The sequence below is a fragment of the Frankia sp. Allo2 genome (assembly GCF_000733325.1).
Classification (GTDB): Bacteria; Actinomycetota; Actinomycetes; order Frankiales; family Frankiaceae; genus Frankia; species Frankia casuarinae.
Genome location: NZ_JPHT01000050.1, coordinates 1 through 19,013 on the forward strand (window position 1 = coordinate 1; position 19,013 = coordinate 19,013).

Sequence of the window (19,013 nt, forward strand, 5' to 3'; positions counted from 1 at the left end):
CAGCCGGTTCCCGGCCACGGCGTCGACTACAGCGCCCGCGTGGACGGCCGCGGTGGCTACGTCCCAATCGGGGAAAACTCTAGCTGGAAGCGTTTACTTGGGGACCCGGCTGCCCTTGTTCTCGTCGCCGTCCTTGCCGCTTGCCGAGCAGTTGCCCTCGTGAGAAACCCAGGTCGCTCTGAATGGCCGGCGTCGCCACGGTCACGACGCTGCCGTCCTGAACGATCATCAGCTGGAAGATGCGGCGGCGGTGGAAGGCGTGGCTCTCGTGGCTACTGAGCCCGCTGGCGGGCCCGCCGGACCGGCTGAGGGCTCTTCGCTGGTCCGGCCAGATGCCCCTCGATCAAGCGGTTCATCGCCCGCAGGAAGACCTCCCGCTCCTTGGTGGGAAGCGCCGCCAACGCCTCCTCATGGACCCGATCGACGATCTCCTGGCTCCGCGCGGCGATCCGCGCGCCCGCCTCGGTGACCGCGATGATCCGAGCCCGCCGGTCCCTGGCGGAGGGCCGACGTTCGGCGAGGCCGGCCTTCTCCAAGGCGTCCACGGTGACCACCATCGTTGTCTTGTCCATGTCGCCGATCTCGGCGAGCTGGATCTGGGTGCGCTCCTCCTCCAGGGCATGCACCAGCACGCAGTGCATGCGTGCGGTGAGACCGATCTCGGCGAGCGCGGCCGCCATCCGGGTCCGCAGGGCATGACTGGCGTGGTCCAGCAGGAACGACAAGTCTGGTCCGGCGCGGGAGGGTGCCATGGCGGTCATGCCCGCAGCCTAACGACTAGGTCCGTCGCGGATTATCCGTAAGCTTGCTGTCGAGTGGTTGGGGTGACCCAGCCGGCCCGGCTGACCGCGTAGACGGCATGGGCCTCGTCGTGGAGGAACTCGCTGCGGACGTATGCCATGCCGAGGCGTTCGGCGACCCGGACAGACGCGGCGTTGGCCGGGACGATGACCGAGACGACCTCGGTGAGGTCGGGGCGCTGGGCGAACACCCAGGTCAGTGCCGCGGTGGCGGCCTCGGTGGCATAGCCGCGCCCCCAGCGGTCCCGGCGCAGGAACCAGACGGCCTCGATGCCCGGCCAGCCGGGTTCGGTCCACAGCCCCGCCTGGCCGACGAGCTGCCCGCTCGCCTTCTCGACAACCGACCACGGACCTACGCCGGTCAGCACCCAGCAGCCCATGCAGCCGGCCAGGGCATGCCAGACGCCGTCCGGGTCGGTCGGCCGGTGGAAGTAGCGGGTGAACTCGGGATCGGACCAGATCTCGGTGTAGCCGGCGACGTCGTCGTTGTGGATGGGCCGCAGGACGAGCCGGTCCGTCGTGAGAAGGGGAATGATCGTGGTCAGACTCATCGTGTCCGGTAGTTTGCCGGAAGCGTGCGGCACGCCGCGAGAAAGGCGGCGACCGTGGGTTGTGAGGCGGACCGTGGGTTGTGAGGCGGACCGTGGGACCCGCGCGCGAGCCACCGGCTGGATAGCCACGGGTCGTGGCTCTGTTCTGTCTGCTGCACGGAGCCTGGCACGACGCCACGTGCTGGGAGCCCCTCGGAGCGCAACTGCGGGCGCGGGGACATCGGGTGGTGGCACCGGATCTGCCGTTGCACAACCCGGCCACGACGTACGAGGAACGCATCCGCCCGGCGCTCGCCGCCCTCGATGTGGCCATCGTGGCCGCCGGACCCGGGGCGCTCGCGGTACGCCTCTGCCCGCGGCCTGTGCCCCGCGGCCCAGTTCGCCCGGGACGGGTCAGACCATCGCCGGTCGTGTGGACGGCGGCGCCAGGGGCATTCCCCCAGCACAGGCCGGTCGTCGGCCAGGTCCGGGACGAACGGCCCTCGTTCCATCGCCCCTCGGAACGAAGGTCGAGGAGCGGCAGGCCGCCAATGATATCGAACCGCCGAGGGTATCGAGATCGAAGGAGATCACGATGATGATCTGGGATGGGCACACCTGGGGCTGGGGCGGCTGGCTGCTGATGTCGTTCAGCATGGTCGTCTTCTGGGGGCTGGTGATCGGGGTACTGGTTGCTCTCCTGCGCGCGGGCCGCGGCGGCGGGCCGGGTAGGTCGGCCGAACCGCCCGGAGTGGAACGGCCCGGTACCGAACGGCCCGGCGAGCGGTCGGCCGAGCGGATCCTCGCCGAGCGTTACGCCCGCGGTGAGATCGATGAGGCGGAGTACCACCGCCGCCTGGACGTGTTGCGTGAACGGCCCGGCCCGACGGATCTCACCAGGGCTGGCTGACCGTCGGCTGACCGGCGAGATCGGAGAGGGACCGACGGGATCGGGGGAGGGAAGGCGTCGATGAGCCTGAGCAGGCGGCTGGCGTTGGTGTTCCGGGCCAAGGCCAGCAGGATGTTGGACCGCGCCGAGGATCCGCGTGAGGTTCTCGACTATTCCTACGCTCGGCAGCTCGAGCTGCTGGCGCAGGTCCGCCGCGGGGTCGCGGACGTCGCTACCAGCCGGAAGCGGCTGGAGCTCCAGGTCGAACAGCTACGGGCGGCCGCCGAGCGGCTGTCCGGACAGGCCCGCCAAGCGGTCGCCGCGGGCCGCGACGACCTGGCCAGGGAGGCCCTCGGTCGCCGGGCCGGGGTGGCCGCGCAGTTGGAGGATCTGCGGGAGCAGCATGCGTCGCTGCGAGCGGAGGAGGACCGGTTGACGCTGGCGGCGCGGCGGCTGGCGGCCCAGCTCGAGGCGTTCCGGACCAGGAAGGAGACCGTGAAGGCGACGTACACCGCGGCGGAGGCGCAGACGAAGATCGGCGAGGCGCTGGCGGGGGTCTCCGAGGAGATGGGCGACGTCGGCCTGGCAATCCAGCGGGCCGAGGACAGGACCGAGCAGATGCAGGCCAGGGCCGGCGCGATCGACGAACTACTCGCCTCCGGCGCCTTGGAGACGGCGGCCGGTGGCCCGCGCGGCGACATCCAGGCCGAGCTGGACCGGCTGTCCGCGACCGCCGACATCGATCAGGATCTGGCCGAGATCAAAAGCGCCATGCCCGCGCGGGCGATTGGCGGCCGCCCGCCGGCCGACGCCGCTCGACCGGAGGAGCGGCCGTGATCGTGCGCATTCTGGGTGAGGGCCAGTTCGACCTGCCCGCAACCGACCTGGAGGCCCTCAACGAGCTGGATGACGTGCTGCTGACGGCCGTCGAGGCCGGTGACGAGCCGGCATTCCAGGAAGCCTTGACGAGGCTGCTCGAACGGGTCCGGACCCGCGGCCGCGCGGTGCCGGCGGACCAGCTGGAGCCATCGGAGCTGGTGCTGCCGCGCGCCGACACCGGGCTGGCGGAGGTCCGCGGACTGCTCGGCGACGAAGGCCTGATTCCCGGCTCCTGATTTCTGGCGGCCGAGCCCCGACCGACGAGGTGACGATGGTGAGGTGACGATGGTGATGACGCGTGTGCCGCGGCGGTTCGCCCTGGACCGGGGACTGTCGGCCCGGATGGTGCTGACCGTCTTCCTGCTCGGGTTGGTCTACGTCGCCTTCATCGCCGTCCTGATCGCCGTCGGAGTGTCACCGGTCCTGGTCGTCGCGATCGCCGGCGGGCTGCTCGCCGCCCAGTACTGGTTCTCGGACCGCATCGCGCTGTACGCGACCGGTGGGCGCATCGTCAGCCCGGCGCAGGAGCCGCGGCTGCACGGCGTCGTGGATCGGCTCTGCGCGCTGTCCGACCTACCGAAGCCCGTGGTGGCGGTCGCGGACACCGACCTGCCGAACGCGTTCGCCACCGGCCGGACCCCGAAACGCGCCGTCGTCTGCGTGACGACCGGGCTGCTGCGCAGGCTGGAGGTCGACGAGCTGGAGGGGGTGCTGTCCCACGAGCTGTCCCACGTCGCGCACCGGGACGTGGCCGTCATGACCGTCGCGTCGTTTCTCGGGGTGCTCGCCGGTCTGGTCACCCGATTCGGTCTCTACTCCGGGATGGCCGGCGGCTTCGGCCGGTCCGACGGCGGTGACGGCGGTGACGGCGGTGACGATGACGAGGACAGCGGCGCCCTCGTCGTGCTCGTCGTTGTGGTCGTCTCCGCCGCCGTCTACGCGCTGTCGTTCCTGCTGACCAGGGCGCTGTCGCGGTACCGGGAGCTCGCCGCCGACCGGTCCGGGGCGATCCTCACCGGCCAGCCGGCCGCGCTCGCCGCCGCGCTCACCAAGGTCACCGGCGAGATCTCCCGGATCCCGACCCGCGACCTGCGGGCCGCCGAACCGTTCAACGCCTTCTTCTTCGCTCCCGCGCTGGCGAACGGCGTCAGCCTGTCCTCGTTGTTCTCGACCCATCCGCCGCTGGATGCCCGCCTGGCCCAGCTTGCCCGGCTGGCCGCCCAGTTCGGTGAGCCCGCCCAGTTCGGTGAGCCCGCCCAGTTCGGTGAGCCCGGGTAGTTCGGTGAGCCCGGGTAGTTCGGTGACCCGGGTAGAAAGCAGGCCGGATCATGCGGATCCTCGACGTGCTTCTCGGCCGGACCCGGCCCGTCCCGCCGGACCTCGACCGGCTGTTCACGCTCCCAGCCGCCGCCGTCATCCTGCAGGCCGCCAGCTCATGGCGACCGACCGGGGTCGGAGCGGTCTGTGTCAAACCCGCGTCAGGCGGCGCGTTCACCGGGGTAGCGCAGGAGATCGACCGGCTGCTGAGCATGGACGGCGGCCGGTACGAGCGGCGCACGGACAGCTTCGGGTACAGCTGGCTGCTGCGACGGACCGGCGAGCAGGACCTCGCTGGCCTGGTCACCGACCTGCACGCGGCGAATGCCACGGTGCGCGACGCCGGCTTCGGCCCGGCACTGCTGTGCACCGTCGTCGGGTTCACCGACGGCAGCAGGCCGATGGGGCTGATCTACCTCTACAAACGCGGCACCTGGTACCCGTTCGTGCCGGCCGGTGACCAGCGTCGGGACAATCCGGCCGAGCTGGAGGTACGGGAGATGCTGGCGGGNGAGCTCCCGATCGAACCGGACCTGTCCCGTTGGTTTCCCCTGTGGGGAGCGCCCGGCATCGACGCGCCGGGTCGCGACCCCGACACGCACGGGTGACCTCGTCGGCTTTTCGTCCGGTCAGGATCGGTGCGCATAGGCTGCCTGCGCGTGTTCAAAGCGGTGCTCGGTGGTGTGGGCGGTGTCGGCGGCGGCGGCGGCCGTGGCCAGGACGAGCGCGGCGAGGGCAACGGCCAGGGCGGGGCGTGGTTTGGGAGGCGGGTCCAGCAGCGCCCGCGCCCGGNGGGNGAGGNCGGTGTGCACGGCGCCGAGTGCCGAGGTCGGAGTGGTCGGCATGCCGGTGCGGGCGAGGCCGGCGCGGGCCAAGGCCCGGGCGACCACAGCGCGATCTTCGGTGACAGCGGCGGCGTCTTCGTCGGCCCAGCGTTCGACGGCGAGGCGCACGGCGGCGGCGGGTGTCCGCAGCAGCGGGTTGGCGGCGGCGGCGAGGTCGGCGAGCTGGGTGTAGGCGTGGTGGCGGTGATGCAGGTGGGAGCGTTCATGGGCGAGTAGCACGCGGCGTTCGTCGGCGGGCAGCGCGCGCAGCATGGCGGTGGACACCACGATCCGGCCGGTCAGTCCGGGCAGCGTGTAGGCGTCGGGGTGGTCGTCCTCGACGATGACGAGGCCGGTAGGCGACGGTCCGAGCCGCCGGCAGGTGAGTTCCGCGGCGGCGAGGTCCTGGCCGAGGGCGGCGGCGCGCCGGGCGGCGGCGGCGAGCAGCCCGACGACGACGGCGGCCGGCACCAGCCCGGCCGCGGCGGGTAGCGGGTCGTGGCCGCGGATCATGGTGGCCGACCAGTGCCCGACCGCGGTGAGCAGGGGCAGCTGGGCGAGCAGGGTGAAGGCGGCGACGGCCAGGACGAATCCGGTGGCCAACGCGGTGACCAGACAGGCCAGGGTCAGCAGCCGGGTGGCGGCGGCGGGCGGCAACCGCCGGCCGAGCCAGCCGCCGCTGACGGCCAGCAGCAGGTTCGTGGCCAACGGGATCAGCGCGACGGCCGTCATAGCCCCTGCCCGCCGTCCGTCTCTGACCGCGGGTGGTGGCTGGCGAGGATGTCGGCGAGGAGTTGTTCGTCTTCGGGACGCAGATCCGCGACGAAGCGGGCCAGGGCTTCAGCCCGGTTGGCGCCAGCGCCGAGCAGGCGGGTCATCTGGCGGGCGGTGAGTGCGGCGTCGAGGGTTTCCGGTTCGGCGGCCAGCGTGTAGGCGTAGGAGCGGCCGGCGGGCTGCCGGGTGAGTGCGCCCTTGTCGTGCAGCCGGGCCAGCGTGGTCATCACGGTGGTGTAGGCCAGCGGCTCGCCGAGTTCGGCGAGCGTCTCGGTCGGGGTGAGCGGCCGGCCGGCCGCCGCGATCGCGGCGAGCACCTCTCGTTCGAGCGCTCCCGGCTCCCGCCGCTTCGCCATCCGTTGCCCTCCTCGCGGCTGTCGCTTGCGACCACTCACTACTATCGCGTTGATAGTACGAACGGTCGAGTGGTACAGGCCTGCCCTGGCCCGCTGCCGACCATCCGCGTAGCGGGCCTCTCGGTGGCACTGGATCGGTCTCCACCCGGCCCGGCCCTTGCCGCCTGCCGCGCACCCGCGCGTCTACTATTCATCGAGTAGTAGATATCTTGAGGGAGGGACGTATGGCGGCTGGCGTACCGGCGGTGGAGGCCACCGGCCTGGTGAAACGCTTCGGCGGTCTCACTGCGGTGGATCATGTTGATCTGCGGGTGGACGTCGGGGAGGTCTACGGCATCCTCGGCCCGAACGGTGCCGGGAAGACGACGTTCCTGCGGATGCTGTTCGGGTTGATCCGCCCGGACGCCGGGGTGTTGCGGCTGTTCGGTCGCAGTTGGGCCCAGGCCGGCCCGGCGACATTGGACGGGGTCGCGGGGTTCATCGAGAGCCCCCGTTTCTATCCATATCTGTCCGGCCGGAGGAACCTGGAGCTGCTGGCCGGACTCGACGGCGGTGACGCCGACAGCCGGATCGACAGGGTCCTCGACCTGGTGGATCTTGCCGACCGGGCCGGGGACAAGGTCGGCGGCTACTCGTTCGGGATGCGTCAACGGCTCGGGGTGGCCGCCTCGCTGCTACGCGACCCGCGGCTGCTGGTGCTGGACGAGCCGGCCAACGGCCTGGACCCGGCCGGTATCCGCGACATGCGGGCCCTGGTCAAACGGCTCGCCGCGGGTGGGCTGACCGTGCTGCTCAGCAGCCACAACATGAACGAGGTCGAGGAGATCTGCGACAACGTCACGATCATGCGCACCGGCCGGGTGGTCTACCACGGCTCGATCGGCCAGCTGCGGGCCCAGGCGCCGGACCCGTCCCACCGGCTGGCGACCAGCGACGACGACCGGGCGCTGGAGCTGGCCGCCGACCATCCCGGCGTAGCCGTGTCGACTCACCCGGACGGCGGGCTGGCGCTGACCGCCCAGCCCGCGGCCGCGGACGCCTACATCATCGCTCTCGGCCGGGACGGTGTGGCCGTACGGACCCTCGGACTGGAGATCGCGCCACTGGAGTCGCTGTTCTTCATGTTCACCGAACCCGACCGGACCGCCGCCGACCTGCCAACCCAGCAGCACGCCCGCCTCGGAGCGACCCGGTGACCACGACAAGCACAGCCTCCGCGACGACCACCACGCCCCCGGCGACGGTCGGGGCACGTCCGGCCGGCCGCGGCCGGGTGACGAGCGCCTACCGGTGGGAGGTCACCAAGCTTGCCGCCCAGGCCCGCACCCGCGCGACGCTCGCCGTCTGCCTGCTCGCCCCGTGCGTGTTCGTCGTGCTGCTCGACCGCCAGGACCGTGTCCCGAAGGACACCCTGTACGGCCGGTGGGTGCACGCCAGCGGCTTCGCGACCCCGCTGCTCATCCTCGGCTTCGCCGCCCANTGGGTGTTCCCGCTGCTGACCAGCCTGGTGGCCGGGGACATCTTCGCCAGCGAGGACCAGCACGGCACCTGGAAGACGATCCTGACCCGCTCGCACAGCCGCACCCAGATCTTCTGGGCCAAGACGTTGGCCGCGGCGACGTTCGCGGTCCTTGTCCTCGCCGTTCTGGCGGCCAGCTGCCTGGCCGCCGGCGTCCTGCTCGTCGGTCACCAGCCGCTGGAAAGCCTCTCGGGCACCCTGCTGCCGCCCGGCCGGACCGCCGGGCTGGTGCTGGCCGCGTGGGCGACCGCGCTGCTGCCGCTACTCGGCTTCACCGCCCTCGGGATCATGCTGTCGGTGCTCACCCGCAGCAGCCCCGCCGGGATCGTCGGCCCGATCATCCTCGGGCTGCTCATGCAGCTCTACTCGTTCCTCAACGGCGCCGACGCGATCCGCCACCTGCTGCTGGTCACCCCGTTCGACGCCTGGCACGGCCTGCTGGCGGCGCACCCGTACTACGGGCCCCTGGGTCAGGGTGCGCTGGTCAGCGTCGGCTACATCGCGATCTGCCTGGCGGTCGCCTACACGGCGCTGCGTCGGCGCGACATCACCGGAGGCTGACCCCGATGCGACGACCCGCCCTCGTCCGACCTGCCCTCGTCCGACTGACCCGGGCGACGTCCGCCGTCAGCGCCGCGACCGCCCTGGCCGTCGCCCTGGCCGTCGCCCTGGCCGTCGCCCTGGCCGGTTGTGCCACCGACGTCACCCGGCCCCGCGTCGAAAACTCCCTCGGTCCCGTCTTCGCCAACCTCTACACCCACCAGCAGGCCCTGCTCGGTCACCCCGGCCTTACCCCGGCCGCCGTCGCCGCCAAGGCCAGTTGCGACAAAGGCGGCCCCCAGGTACCGGACCGGGGCGCCGGCAGCGACTGGATCTGCCAGCTCCGCTGGACCGACAGCGCCGGAAAGCCCCAGAACGGCAAGTTCGAGCTCCAGGTCCGCTCCAACGGCTGTTACCAGGCCGGCGGCCCATCTAAGCTTGTCGGTCCGCTAACCATCAAGGCCACCACGGGCACCTATGTGATCAACCCGGTGTTCGAGTTCGACGGCTGCTTCGACACCACCTGAATCGCGGGGCGTGGGGAGGCCCGGCCGGCACGGCCATCCCGGTGAGCGGGGCCGGCCGGCCTCGCGTCCCGCCCTCGGGCGCGAACCGATCAACCAGGAGAATAGCCCTTGGACGTAACCTATGGTATTCGTGAAACTACTAGATAGGACTACTGGCGAGGTTGGGCGTGGCTCTGGGCCAACAGCATTGCGTTNAACCACCCGATTTCTATCTCCCAGCCACCCCTAGGAGTGGTGCAACCACCCTTCGCTGGCTGCAAAGTTGTGACCCACTTCACGCAACGATGCAGCGGAGGGCCGATGGGAATCCTGGTCAATATCGACAACGGTGGCACGTTCACCGATGTGTGCGTGACGGACGGTGAGCGCATCGTGCATGCGAAGACGCCGACGACCCCGCACGATTTAACGCAGTGTTTCGTCGACGGGCTGCGGACAGCGTCCGACCGGCTGTATGGCGAGGAGGACACCGCTCGTCTGTTGCGCGAGACGGAGTACCTGCGCTATTCGACGACGTCGGGTACGAACGCCGTGGTCGAGCGGAAGGGCGCACCGGTCGCCCTGCTGGTCGACAGCGGTGCGGAGGAGGACGTCTACGGCATTGCGAACCTGGTCGACGCCTCGCTGTGGCAGGCGCTGGTGCCGCATTCTCCGGTCGGGATCACGGTGGGCGCCGACGGGTCGGTGGGCTTGGCGGAGTTCACGACGGCAATCAACGAACTGTTGGCGACGAGTACCTCGCGGATCGTGATCGCGCTGCGGAGTGCGGCGGCGGAGCGGGCGATCAAGAATCTGTTGTTGGAGCGGTACCCGCGGCATCTGCTGGGCGCGGTTCCGTTCACCCTGTCGCATGAGCTTGTGCACGACGTCGACGACGCGCGGCGGGTGCTGACCGCGGTGCTGAACTCCTACCTGCACCCGGGGATGGAGCACTTCCTCTACGGCGCGGAGAAGGCGTGCCGGGAGAACGGGCTGCCTCGCCCGCTGCTGATCTTCCGGAATGACGGGGACTCGGCCCGGGTGGCCAAGACCACGGCGTTGAAGACGTGGGGTTCCGGGCCGCGGGGTGGGCTGGAGGGCAGCGTCGCCTACGCCTCGCTCTACGGCGCGGACGTGCTGGTCGGGGTGGACGTGGGTGGCACCACGACCGACGTGTCGGTCGTGGTGGACAAGGCCCTGACGGTGCACGCGCACGGCCGGGTCGATTCGGCGCAGACCTCGCTGCCGATTCCGGACCTGAGCAGTATCGGGCTGGGTGGCAGTTCGGTGGTCCAGGTCGTCAACGGTCAGATTCAGATCGGTCCGCGCAGTGTGGGTGCCGCGCCCGGCCCGGCGTCTTTCGGCCGTGGTGGCACCGATGCGACGGTGACCGATGCCCTGCTGCTTGCCGGGGTGTTGGACCCGGACAACTATCTGGGTGGGGATCTGAAGTTGGACCCGGCCCGGGCGGAGCGGGCGTTGCTGACCCATGTCGGGGAGCCCCTGTCGTTGTCGGCGCAGGCCGCGGCGCTCGCGGTGTTGCGGGTGTTCGAGGAGCAGGCGGGGGCCGCGGTCAAGGAGATGATCTCCGCGGCGGGNCGTGAGCCGGGNGAGGCCACGCTGCTGGCCTTCGGTGGCGCCGGTCCGGTGCTTGCCTCGGGGATCGCGCGGGCGGCGGGGATCGCACGGGTGATCGTGCCGCATCTGTCGGCGGTGTTCAGCGCGTTCGGTATCGGTTTCAGCGGGTTGGCGCACGAGTACAGCGTGCCGATGCCGGGCGTCGACGTCGAGGTGAAGGCGGCCCGCGACGATCTGTTGACCCGCGCGCGGCGTGACATGTTCGGTGAAGGCGTGTCCATCGACGAATGCACTGTCGAGACCCGCGGCCGATTCATCGTCGACGGCGTGTTGCGGGACGAGACGTGGACCGACGGGTCGTCTCCCGGGCAGGCCGATCAGCTGGTGGTGCGGGCCTGGTATCCGCTGCCGACCTTCGAGCTGGTGGCCGACGAACACGGCACGGTGCAGCCGGCGGCCGCGGACGGATCGCGTCGTATCCATTTCGCTGACGGTAACGAGCAGGAGATTGCGGTCTACCGTCCGGAGAATCTGGAGCCGGGGCAGGGAGCCGCGGGGCCGGCGCTGGTCGCGGGTGACTATCTGACCTGTCTGATCGAGCCCGGGTGGGGGTTCCGGGTGAGCAGCAACTCTGACCTGATCCTGGAGGCCCAGCAGTGAGCGAGCAGCAGTCCACCGTGAACATCACCGAGTATCTCGCGATTAATCTGGCGACCGAGCGATGGACCTGCCGGGTGTGCGGGCATGACATCGCGAACGCCCGCGAGAACTACAAGACCGGGCTGCTGGTCCACAACCGTGACCCGCGGGAGATTCACCGGCCGATCCTGGACGAGAGCTACGAGTTCACCTACGCCCCCGACCCGGCCTGGTGCCGGATCGTCGAGTTCTACTGCCCGGGTTGCGGGACGCAGGTGGAGAACGAGTACCTGCCGCCTGGTCATCCGCTGACGCACGACCTCGAACTCGATATCGACGCGTTGAAGCGTCGCCACCTCAGCGCTGTGGAGGGCTAGGGACATGCGGCAGGTAAGTGTTGACATCGGTGGCACGTTCACCGACTGCTTTCTTGTTTACGACGACACCTACATCGAGGCGAAGTCGCTGACCACGCACCACAACCTCGCCTCCGGCTTCATGGATGCCCTGGCAAAGGCCAGTGCCCAGGCGGACCTGGATGTGCAGACGGTGCTCTCGACCGTCGACGCGGTGCGTTACGCCACGACCCTCGGGACGAACGCGCTCATCGAACGCAGCGGTCCGGCGGTCGGCATCCTCACCACCGCCGGTTTCGAATCGACCGTGCCGTTGATGCGGGCCCGTGGCTACGGCGACGGGCTGACCGAGGCCCAGCAGTCCGACCTGCCCGCCGCGGACCGGCCGGTGTCGCTGGTGCCGGTGACCCGGATCGCCGGCGTGCAGGAACGCGTCGACTACGGCGGCACGGCGGTGCTGTCCATCGACGAGGACGACGTGCGCCGTCAGGTGCGCAAGCTGGTGGACGAGGGCGCGCAGGCGTTCGTGGTCGCGCTGGTCAACGCGGTGATCAACCCGGCCCACGAGAAGGAAGTCGAGCGGATCATCCTCGACGAGTACCCCACGCACATGCTGGGGGCGATCCCGATCGTGCTGTCGCACCGGGTGACCGGCCGCAAGGGTGAGTACGCCCGGACCATGTCGGCGGTCATCGACGCCTACCTGCACAGCCAGATGTACCACGGGCTGGCGTCGCTGGAGATCGAGCTGCGCCGCAACGGCTACACCAAGCCGATGCTGCTGGTGCACAACACCAGCGGCATGGCCCAGCTGAACTCGACCTCCTCGCTGCAGACCATCCACTCCGGGCCGGTCGCCGGGCTGGAGGCCACCAACTACCTGTCGAAGACCTACCACCAGCCCAACATCATCGCCACCGACATGGGCGGCACCAGCTTCGACATCGGCCTGGTCACCTCCGACGGGGTGAAGTTCTACGACTTCAACCCGGTCATCGACCGCTGGCTCGTCTCCNCCCCGATGACCTACCTGCACACCCTCGGCGCCGGCGGTGGCTCCATCGCCCGCTACGACCGCCTGTGGGAGGCCATCGAGGTCGGCCCGGAAAGCGCCGGTTCCGACCCGGGCCCGGCCTGCTACGGCCGGGGCGGGCGGTTCCCGACCACCACGGACGCGAACCTGGTGCTGGGCTACCTCGACGCGGACAACTACGCCGGTGGCACGATCAAGCTCAGCCTGCGCCGGGCGCAGCGGGCCATCGAGGAGCACATCTGCAAGCCCACCGGACTGAGCCTGATCGAGGCGGCGAAGGCGATCAAGCGCAAGGTGGACAGCAACATGGCCAACGCGATCTTCAAGGAGGTCGCGGTCAAGGGCTATAACCCGAAGAACTTCGTCGCGCTTAGCTACGGCGGCGGTGGTCCGCTGCACGCCTGCGGATACGCCAACACGCTGGGCATCCAGAATGTGCTGATCCCGCCGTTCAGCTCGGTGTTCTCCGCGCTGGGCGCCGGCAATATGAACCAGCTGCACATTCATGAGTACTCGCTGTACCTGATGGTCTACGACGCCACCACCCGCAGGATGTTGGACGACTTCCAGGTCTTCAACGACACGGTGACGGAACTTGCCGCGAAGGGCCGCGACGACCTCCTCCGCCAGGGCGCCGACCCCGCCAACATCCGCTCGCGGGTGGAGCTGGACATGCGCTACGGCAACCAGCTCGCCCAGATCGGGGTGGTGTCGCCGTTCGAGCGGCTCACCTCACACCGCGACGTGATCGAGCTGCTGGACCTGTTCAGCAGCATCTACGCCAAGCGGTACGGCGAAGGCAGCCAGGCGCCCGAGGCCGGTGTGCGCATCAACGTCATCCGCGTGGTCAGCTACGTCGAACGCGACAAGTTCGACCTGCAGCCCACCCAGGCCGAGCCGCGCCCCGCGTCGAACCCCGCCCGGTGGCGGGAATGCCACTACCCGGGCATCGACGGCGCGGTCAAGACTGCCGTCTACGACTTCGCCGACCTCGAAGAAGGCCACGTCATCGAGGGCCCCGCCCTGATCGAAACCCCGAGCACGACCTACCTCGCCGAACCCGGATGGCAGCTGACCATCGGCCGTACCGGCTCCGCGGTGCTCGTTCGGACCATCTGAGCGAGACGTGGGAAGCGAGGTTGGTAACCATGCCAGCCACCATGCAGGCACTGGCGTTTCTCGGCATCGGCAAGGCCGGCGTCATCGAGAAGCCCATACCGAAGCCAGGGCCAACTGACGCGATCGTACGGACAACATCGGCGCTTATCTGCACCTCCGATGTGCACACCGTCCGGGGCGCCATTCCCGTTCCCGAAGGCCGCGCTCTCGGGCACGAGGCGGTCGGTGTCGTCCACGACCTGGGCGCCGCGGTCACTGGATTCGAGGCCGGTGNGCGGGTAGCGGTCGGGGCGCTTACGCCGTGCTTTCACTGCGGCCCCTGCCAGCGGGGTTTCAGTACCCAGTGCCAGGGAATGCTCGGTGGGTACAAATTCACCACGCAGCGCGATGGCAACATGGCGGAGTACTTTCTCGTCAACAATGCGGCCGCCAACCTCGCTCGCATTCCGGCCGACCTGCCCGACGAGAAAGCCGTCTACGCGACCGACATGCTCTCCACCGGGTTCGGTGGCGCGGAGAACGCGCAGCTGCGGCTCGGTGAGTCCGTCGCGATCTTCGCTCAGGGGCCGGTAGGGTTATCCGCCACCATCGGCTGCCGGCTGCTCGGCGCCGGACTGATCATCGCCGTGGAAGGACGGCCCGAACGGCAGGAGCTGGCACGTCGATTCGGCGCGGACGTGGTCGTCGACCCCGCCGCTGGTGATGTGGTGAACCAGATCCTCGATCTCACCGGCGGCGTCGGCGTGGACGGCGCGATCGAGGCGCTCGGTCATCCGCAGACCTTCGAGGACTGCATCCGGGTGACCAAACCCGGTGGCCGGATATCGAATATCGGGTATCACGGTGAGAACCCGGCACCGCTGCAGATCCCGTTGGAACCGTTCGGCCTGGGTATGTCGGACAAGAAGATCCTGACGTCGCTCTGCCCAGGCGGAAGCGATCGGCTCGAGCGAATCTTCACCCTCATGCGTTCCGGCCGGGTGGATCCTACGCCGATGACGACCCATGAGTTCGGGTTCGACGAGATCGAACGTGCCTTCAGCATGATGGAAACCAAGGAGGACGGCGTCATCAAACCCCTCATCCGTTTCGCATAACCAGTAAAACCAGGAGGGCTGGGCGCTGCCCGGCGGTTCCGCCGCGGCCCGCCCGGCCCTCCGCCGCCCGTACCCGCAGCATGCCCGGCAGGCCGCCCGGTAGGCGGGCTGCCCGTTCAGGAGGTTTCATCCCGATGACCACCAGCACCGGCAGCGCCACCGTTTCCAGTCCCCAACAGCCATTACTGAACGAGAGCGAGGCCTTACCCGTCTCGTTACCCGCTCCGCCGCCCCTCAGCCCGCTGCGCGGCAACCCGGCCGTGTTCGGCCTCCCCACCGTCATCGCCGGGGCTTTCGGCCTCGGGCTGGTCGACACCGGCTGGCTTCCGCCCGCCGCGGCCGGCGCGGCACTGCCGATCATCCTGACCTCCGCCGCCGTCGGTCTCCTGGTCGCCGCGATCTGGGCGGCGGCGCTCGGGCAGAACCCCCTGGCCAGCCTGTTCGCGGTGTTCTTCGGGTTCTACGGCAGCTACGCCGCGTTTGGCCTCGGCCTCGGCCACAACTGGTACAACATCCCCGCCACCCAGATCACCAGAACCACCGAGCTGTGGCTGATCAGCTGGCTGGTCACCCTCGTCCTGGTCACCGTGGCCACCCTGCGCCTGCCCAGCAGTTTCACCCTGCTGCTCGGGTTCGCGGACGGCGCGCTGCTGCTGCTACTGCTCGGCACCATCAACACCAGCACCGCCCTCACCCACGCCGGCGGCTACCTGGTGTTCGGCTTCACCGCGGTAGCGGCCTACCTCTACCTCGCCGTCATGTCCGCCGAGACCGGCGGGAAGGGNCTGCCGCTCGGCAAGCCGGTCATCTCCGGATAACATGCTGCGATCCGATGGTCGTAGCTGGCCGGCTAGCGCGTATTGATGGAAAGTTCTTGTACTGAGCCGAACACGCCGTCAGGCTGATGGGAATCAGCAGGGTCGGCGTCATCAACCCCCTCGTCCGTTTCGCGTGGCCTGTGTCGGGCCTGGGAAGCCGCTCGCCCTCGCCCGCCAGGCACGTCTTAGCAGAAGGTGTAGATTCATGAGCCAGCCCGACCACGCTGACGGCAAGTCAGTCGTCGAGAAGTTCCTCGAAGAAANCGTCCTGTTCCTCGGGCCCGACCCCGAGATCATGCAAAGCCACCATCTCGCCCCGGAGTCGCCCCGCGAAACGGAGGCGCTCGCGCGGTTCACCGATCCCGAGCAGATCAACCTGGTGCGGCACAAGCTGCAGACCGCGTGTAACGAGTCCTTCGACATGGTCGAGCAGATGGGCGCGGCGCCCGGCGCGAAGTGGGGCGACCTGATCTCCGGGGTGTGGACGGCCTCGGGTGACCTCGCCCTGTCCAGCATGGGTGGTGTGCTGCTGTTCTCGGTGCTCACGCAGCACCCGGTCAAGTTCATTGTCAAGTACTGGGTGGATGAGCCGACGGTCGGGGTCCGTGAGGGCGATGTCTTCATGCACAACGACGCCCGCTACGGCAACGTCCACAACACCGACCAGAGCATCCTCATCCCGGTCTTCCACGAGGGGCAGCTGATCTGCTTCGCCGGCGCGGTCTGCCACGAGGGGGAGAACGGCGCCACCGAACCCGGCGGTATGCCCTCGGCGGCGGAGTCCCCGTTCGACGAGGGATTGAAGATTTCGCCGATCAAGGTCGGTGAGAACTACACGTTCCGCCGTGACCTCATGACCTTCCTGCAGAACTCGGTGCGCGAGCCGAAGCTGCAGCTGGAGGGCATGAAGGCCAAGCTGTACGCGGCGATGCGGACAAGGGACCGGATCCACGACACCATCGCCGAGTACGGTGTCGACGCGGTCGTCGCCACGTTGCGGCGCACCCTGACCGACACCGCCGACGAGGTCCGCCGCCGGCTGAGGTCGTGGCCGGAGGGCACCGTGCGGCAGAACGTCTTCGCGGACGGGACGCTGCGGGAGAACTGCCTGGTCAAGATCAGACTGGCGATGACCAAGAAGGACGACGAGCTGATCCTGGATTTCCGGGGCTCGTCGCCGGAATTCCTGAACCGGGCCAACAACACGATCCTCTCGTCGATGAAGGGCATGCTGGCCCAGGAGTTCCTGACCTTCGTGTGGCCGGACCTGCCGCGAAACCAGGCGGTGTTCGAGCCGATGACTGTTCTCACCGACCCGCGGTCGGCGCTGAACTGTTCGCCGGAGGCGCCGAACGCGCAGAGCATGATGACGTTCTTCCCCTCCTTCACCGCGGCCCAGCTGGCGACGCCGAAGCTCCTCTACAGCGCGGGTGAACGCTCTACGGACGTCATCGCCGGCTGGTTCAACATGATCGTCACGTTCATCTACGGTGGTGTCACCCAGCACGGCGAGCTGGTGGGCAACGTGTGCGCCGACCTCAACGGCATGGGCGGGGCCGCGCGGTCCAACCGGGACGGCGAGCACGCGGTCGCCCCGATCTTCGCGCCCATGGCCGACATCGGGGAGCAGGAACTCATCGAGGAAGAAGTCCCGATTCTCAAGATCGTGCCGAACAGGGTAATGCGGGACAACCAGGGCTTCGGCAAGTTCCGCGGCGGCCAGGGCTACCAGCAGATCGCCACCGTCAAGGACAGCGCCATGTGGGGCTTCATGGCGTGCAGCATCGGCTCGAAGTTCCCCAGCTCGCACGGCATCTTCGGCGGCTACGGCCCCGGCACCTACCCGCTGTGCAAGATCAAGAATGTCGACATCTTCAAGGTGATGGACAACCAGCGCGAACTGCTGCGCTACACCGTCGAGGAACTGATGAACGAGCGTCCGTTCCCGGACGCGACCTACTCGACGCATCACATGGGCATGCAGTTCGAGCTCGCCGAGCGCGGCGAGCTGTACATGCTCACCCAGGGCACCGGCGGTGGCTACGGGGACGTGCTCGAACGCGATCCCGAGCTGGTGGCTTCCGACTACCGCGACGGCCTGGTGTCCATGGACACCGTCCGCGACATCTACCACGTGGTGCTCAACCCCGACACCGCCGTGCTGGACGCCGAGGGCACCACGGCGGCCCGGGAGGCCGAGCGGGCGGCTCGGCTGCGGCGGGGNAAGCCGNATGCGGNGNTCGTCAAGGAATGGGAGACCGAGACGCCTCCGGCCGACGTGCCGTTCTTCGGCTCCTGGGGCGACCCGCGGGTGCTGTTCCGCGGCACTCCGCAGGACACCTGCCCCGCGGACGCGATCGTGCCGGTGATGATGCCCGACCCGAAGGACGTGCGGATCGCGCAGCTGGAGGCCAAGCTGGCGGAGCTGCAGGACTGACGGTGCAGGGCTGACGGCGCGGGCCTGATGCTGCGGGACTGATGAGGACGGCGGGAGAACGATGAACGCTGTGGACGACTGGATCCACGCCAGGCGCGACACCCTGACCTGGCTGGACTGCGACCGGTACGTGTGGAGGGTCTTCGCCGGCGCCCCCGAGCGCTGGTATGACGACCCGGCCACGCTGGTCGCGGCGAGTGCACAGGCACACCGGTTACTGCGGTCCGATGTGTACGGTGTCAACGTTTCAGGTCCGTTCTCCCGCCACCTCGTCGGCGATAGCGAGGCCGCTGCCGTCTGTGCGGCGTTGGAGCTGCCGGCGCCGCGCCGCGTGCTGGCCGACACTCTCGACGCGCTGCTGCACCAGTTCGGCGATCGTGTCGACCTGGTGCTGGACTGCCCGTCACCGCGCAGGCTGCTCGCGTCCGGTGCGGGGATCGACTTCGACGCGCTCGACGACGTCGCGACCGGCCTGCTGGAGGTGATCCGCTCGGTGGCGGACCGGCCGGTCCGGGGGCTGCAGATCACCTGTGACACGGCGGGCGGGCCGGATGAGGACGAGACCGACGCCTGGTCCAGTCTGCTGGCCGCGGCCGGGCACTACGGCTGGATCACCGCGGTCCGACTGAACGGCGTGACCGACCCCGACCAGCTCGACCCCAAGCTGCCCGGTGACCTGCTGCTCCTGCCGCACCTGCCAGCCGGCGTCCTGCCCGATGATCGGCGCTACGGCGGGGGNCTGCCAGCGGAGGNGTGGAGCGACACGAGCGAGGCCGCCCGGCTGCTCGACGCCGCCGCCAAGCGTGGGTTCCGGTTCGGTGAGATCCCCACCGAGGCCTCCCCGGAAATCGTGCTGACCAGGCTCACCGCCCTGGCCGCGGGCACGCACTGAAGGGATCCGACGTGGACGACGTGGAGATCGTGGGCTGGGGTCATACCCCGTTTGGCCGTCTGCCCGAGGAGACTCTGGAGTCGCTGATCGTTGCCGCCGCGCGGGAGGCG

Annotated in this window: 18 protein-coding genes; 14 read left to right on the plus strand and 4 right to left on the minus strand. The window is 69.3% G+C overall.

Annotation, left to right across the window (positions count from 1 at the left end):
- Positions 1-272: 272 nt before the first annotated feature.
- Together ALLO2_RS20820 and ALLO2_RS20825 are read right to left on the minus strand one after the other, a co-directional pair.
- Positions 273-761 carry a MarR family winged helix-turn-helix transcriptional regulator gene (locus tag ALLO2_RS20820; RefSeq protein WP_011436639.1) on the minus strand — a complete coding sequence of 163 codons (489 nt, stop codon included), beginning with the start codon at positions 759-761 and terminating at the stop codon, positions 273-275.
- A gap of 32 nt (positions 762-793) precedes the next feature.
- Positions 794-1,351: a GNAT family N-acetyltransferase gene (locus tag ALLO2_RS20825; RefSeq protein ID WP_011436640.1), complete on the minus strand. Its 558-nt coding sequence runs from the start codon at positions 1,349-1,351 to the stop codon at positions 794-796.
- A gap of 574 nt (positions 1,352-1,925) precedes the next feature.
- On the opposite strand from ALLO2_RS20825, the gene ALLO2_RS20830 reads away from it, so the two are divergent.
- The 5 genes from ALLO2_RS20830 to ALLO2_RS20850 are packed head-to-tail and all read left to right on the plus strand — an operon-like array spanning position 1,926 to position 5,023.
- Positions 1,926-2,240, plus strand: coding sequence for an SHOCT domain-containing protein (locus ALLO2_RS20830; protein WP_023842009.1), 315 nt, complete (start codon positions 1,926-1,928; stop codon positions 2,238-2,240).
- Positions 2,241-2,300: 60 nt separating this feature from the next.
- On the plus strand, positions 2,301-3,056 hold the full coding sequence (locus tag ALLO2_RS20835; protein WP_011436642.1) for a PspA/IM30 family protein: 756 nt from the start codon (positions 2,301-2,303) through the stop codon (positions 3,054-3,056).
- On the plus strand, positions 3,053-3,334 hold the full coding sequence (locus ALLO2_RS20840; RefSeq protein WP_011436643.1) for a hypothetical protein: 282 nt from the start codon (positions 3,053-3,055) through the stop codon (positions 3,332-3,334). Before ALLO2_RS20835 ends, ALLO2_RS20840 begins: the two co-directional genes overlap by 4 nt.
- A 55-nt stretch (positions 3,335-3,389) precedes the next feature.
- Positions 3,390-4,376, plus strand: a complete 987-nt coding sequence (htpX, locus tag ALLO2_RS20845) for a zinc metalloprotease HtpX (RefSeq protein ID WP_035734321.1) — start codon at positions 3,390-3,392, stop codon at positions 4,374-4,376.
- Positions 4,377-4,426: 50 nt separating this feature from the next.
- Positions 4,427-5,023: a hypothetical protein gene (locus tag ALLO2_RS20850; protein WP_011436645.1), complete on the plus strand. Its 597-nt coding sequence runs from the start codon at positions 4,427-4,429 to the stop codon at positions 5,021-5,023.
- 21 nt (positions 5,024-5,044) lie between these two features.
- On the opposite strand, the gene ALLO2_RS20855 is transcribed toward ALLO2_RS20850, so the two are convergent.
- Both ALLO2_RS20855 and ALLO2_RS20860 read right to left on the minus strand, forming a co-directional pair.
- Entirely contained in the window at positions 5,045-5,971 is a 927-nt protein-coding gene (locus tag ALLO2_RS20855; RefSeq protein WP_035734309.1) for a M56 family metallopeptidase, read from the minus strand.
- Positions 5,968-6,369 (minus strand): BlaI/MecI/CopY family transcriptional regulator, encoded by a 402-nt coding sequence (locus ALLO2_RS20860; protein ID WP_011436647.1) that lies wholly within the window; start codon positions 6,367-6,369, stop codon positions 5,968-5,970. The genes ALLO2_RS20855 and ALLO2_RS20860 overlap by 4 nt, the downstream gene beginning before the upstream one ends.
- A 224-nt stretch (positions 6,370-6,593) precedes the next feature.
- Between ALLO2_RS20860 and ALLO2_RS20865 the strand changes: the two genes are divergently transcribed.
- The 9 genes from ALLO2_RS20865 (at position 6,594) to ALLO2_RS20905 (ending at position 18,011) form a co-directional block, all read left to right on the plus strand.
- Positions 6,594-7,565, plus strand: a complete 972-nt coding sequence (locus tag ALLO2_RS20865; RefSeq protein WP_011436648.1) for an ABC transporter ATP-binding protein — start codon at positions 6,594-6,596, stop codon at positions 7,563-7,565.
- Positions 7,562-8,449: an ABC transporter permease gene (locus ALLO2_RS20870; RefSeq protein ID WP_035734311.1), complete on the plus strand. Its 888-nt coding sequence runs from the start codon at positions 7,562-7,564 to the stop codon at positions 8,447-8,449. The genes ALLO2_RS20865 and ALLO2_RS20870 overlap by 4 nt, the downstream gene beginning before the upstream one ends.
- 5 nt (positions 8,450-8,454) lie before the next feature.
- Positions 8,455-8,955: a hypothetical protein gene (locus ALLO2_RS20875; protein WP_023842011.1), complete on the plus strand. Its 501-nt coding sequence runs from the start codon at positions 8,455-8,457 to the stop codon at positions 8,953-8,955.
- 300 nt (positions 8,956-9,255) lie between these two features.
- Positions 9,256-11,172, plus strand: a complete 1,917-nt coding sequence (locus tag ALLO2_RS20880; protein ID WP_011436651.1) for a hydantoinase/oxoprolinase family protein — start codon at positions 9,256-9,258, stop codon at positions 11,170-11,172.
- A gap of 17 nt (positions 11,173-11,189) precedes the next feature.
- Complete coding sequence (locus ALLO2_RS20885; protein WP_035734323.1) at positions 11,190-11,528, plus strand: acetone carboxylase subunit gamma; 339 nt, start codon at positions 11,190-11,192, stop codon at positions 11,526-11,528.
- 4 nt (positions 11,529-11,532) lie between these two features.
- Positions 11,533-13,659, plus strand: coding sequence for a hydantoinase/oxoprolinase family protein (locus tag ALLO2_RS20890; protein ID WP_035734312.1), 2,127 nt, complete (start codon positions 11,533-11,535; stop codon positions 13,657-13,659).
- 29 nt (positions 13,660-13,688) lie between these two features.
- Positions 13,689-14,756 carry an NAD(P)-dependent alcohol dehydrogenase gene (locus ALLO2_RS20895; RefSeq protein ID WP_035734313.1) on the plus strand — a complete coding sequence of 356 codons (1,068 nt, stop codon included), beginning with the start codon at positions 13,689-13,691 and terminating at the stop codon, positions 14,754-14,756.
- 134 nt (positions 14,757-14,890) lie between these two features.
- Positions 14,891-15,574: a GPR1/FUN34/YaaH family transporter gene (locus ALLO2_RS20900; protein WP_011436655.1), complete on the plus strand. Its 684-nt coding sequence runs from the start codon at positions 14,891-14,893 to the stop codon at positions 15,572-15,574.
- 205 nt (positions 15,575-15,779) lie between these two features.
- Positions 15,780-18,011: a hydantoinase B/oxoprolinase family protein gene (locus ALLO2_RS20905; protein ID WP_035734315.1), complete on the plus strand. Its 2,232-nt coding sequence runs from the start codon at positions 15,780-15,782 to the stop codon at positions 18,009-18,011.
- Positions 18,012-19,013 lie beyond the last annotated feature (1,002 nt).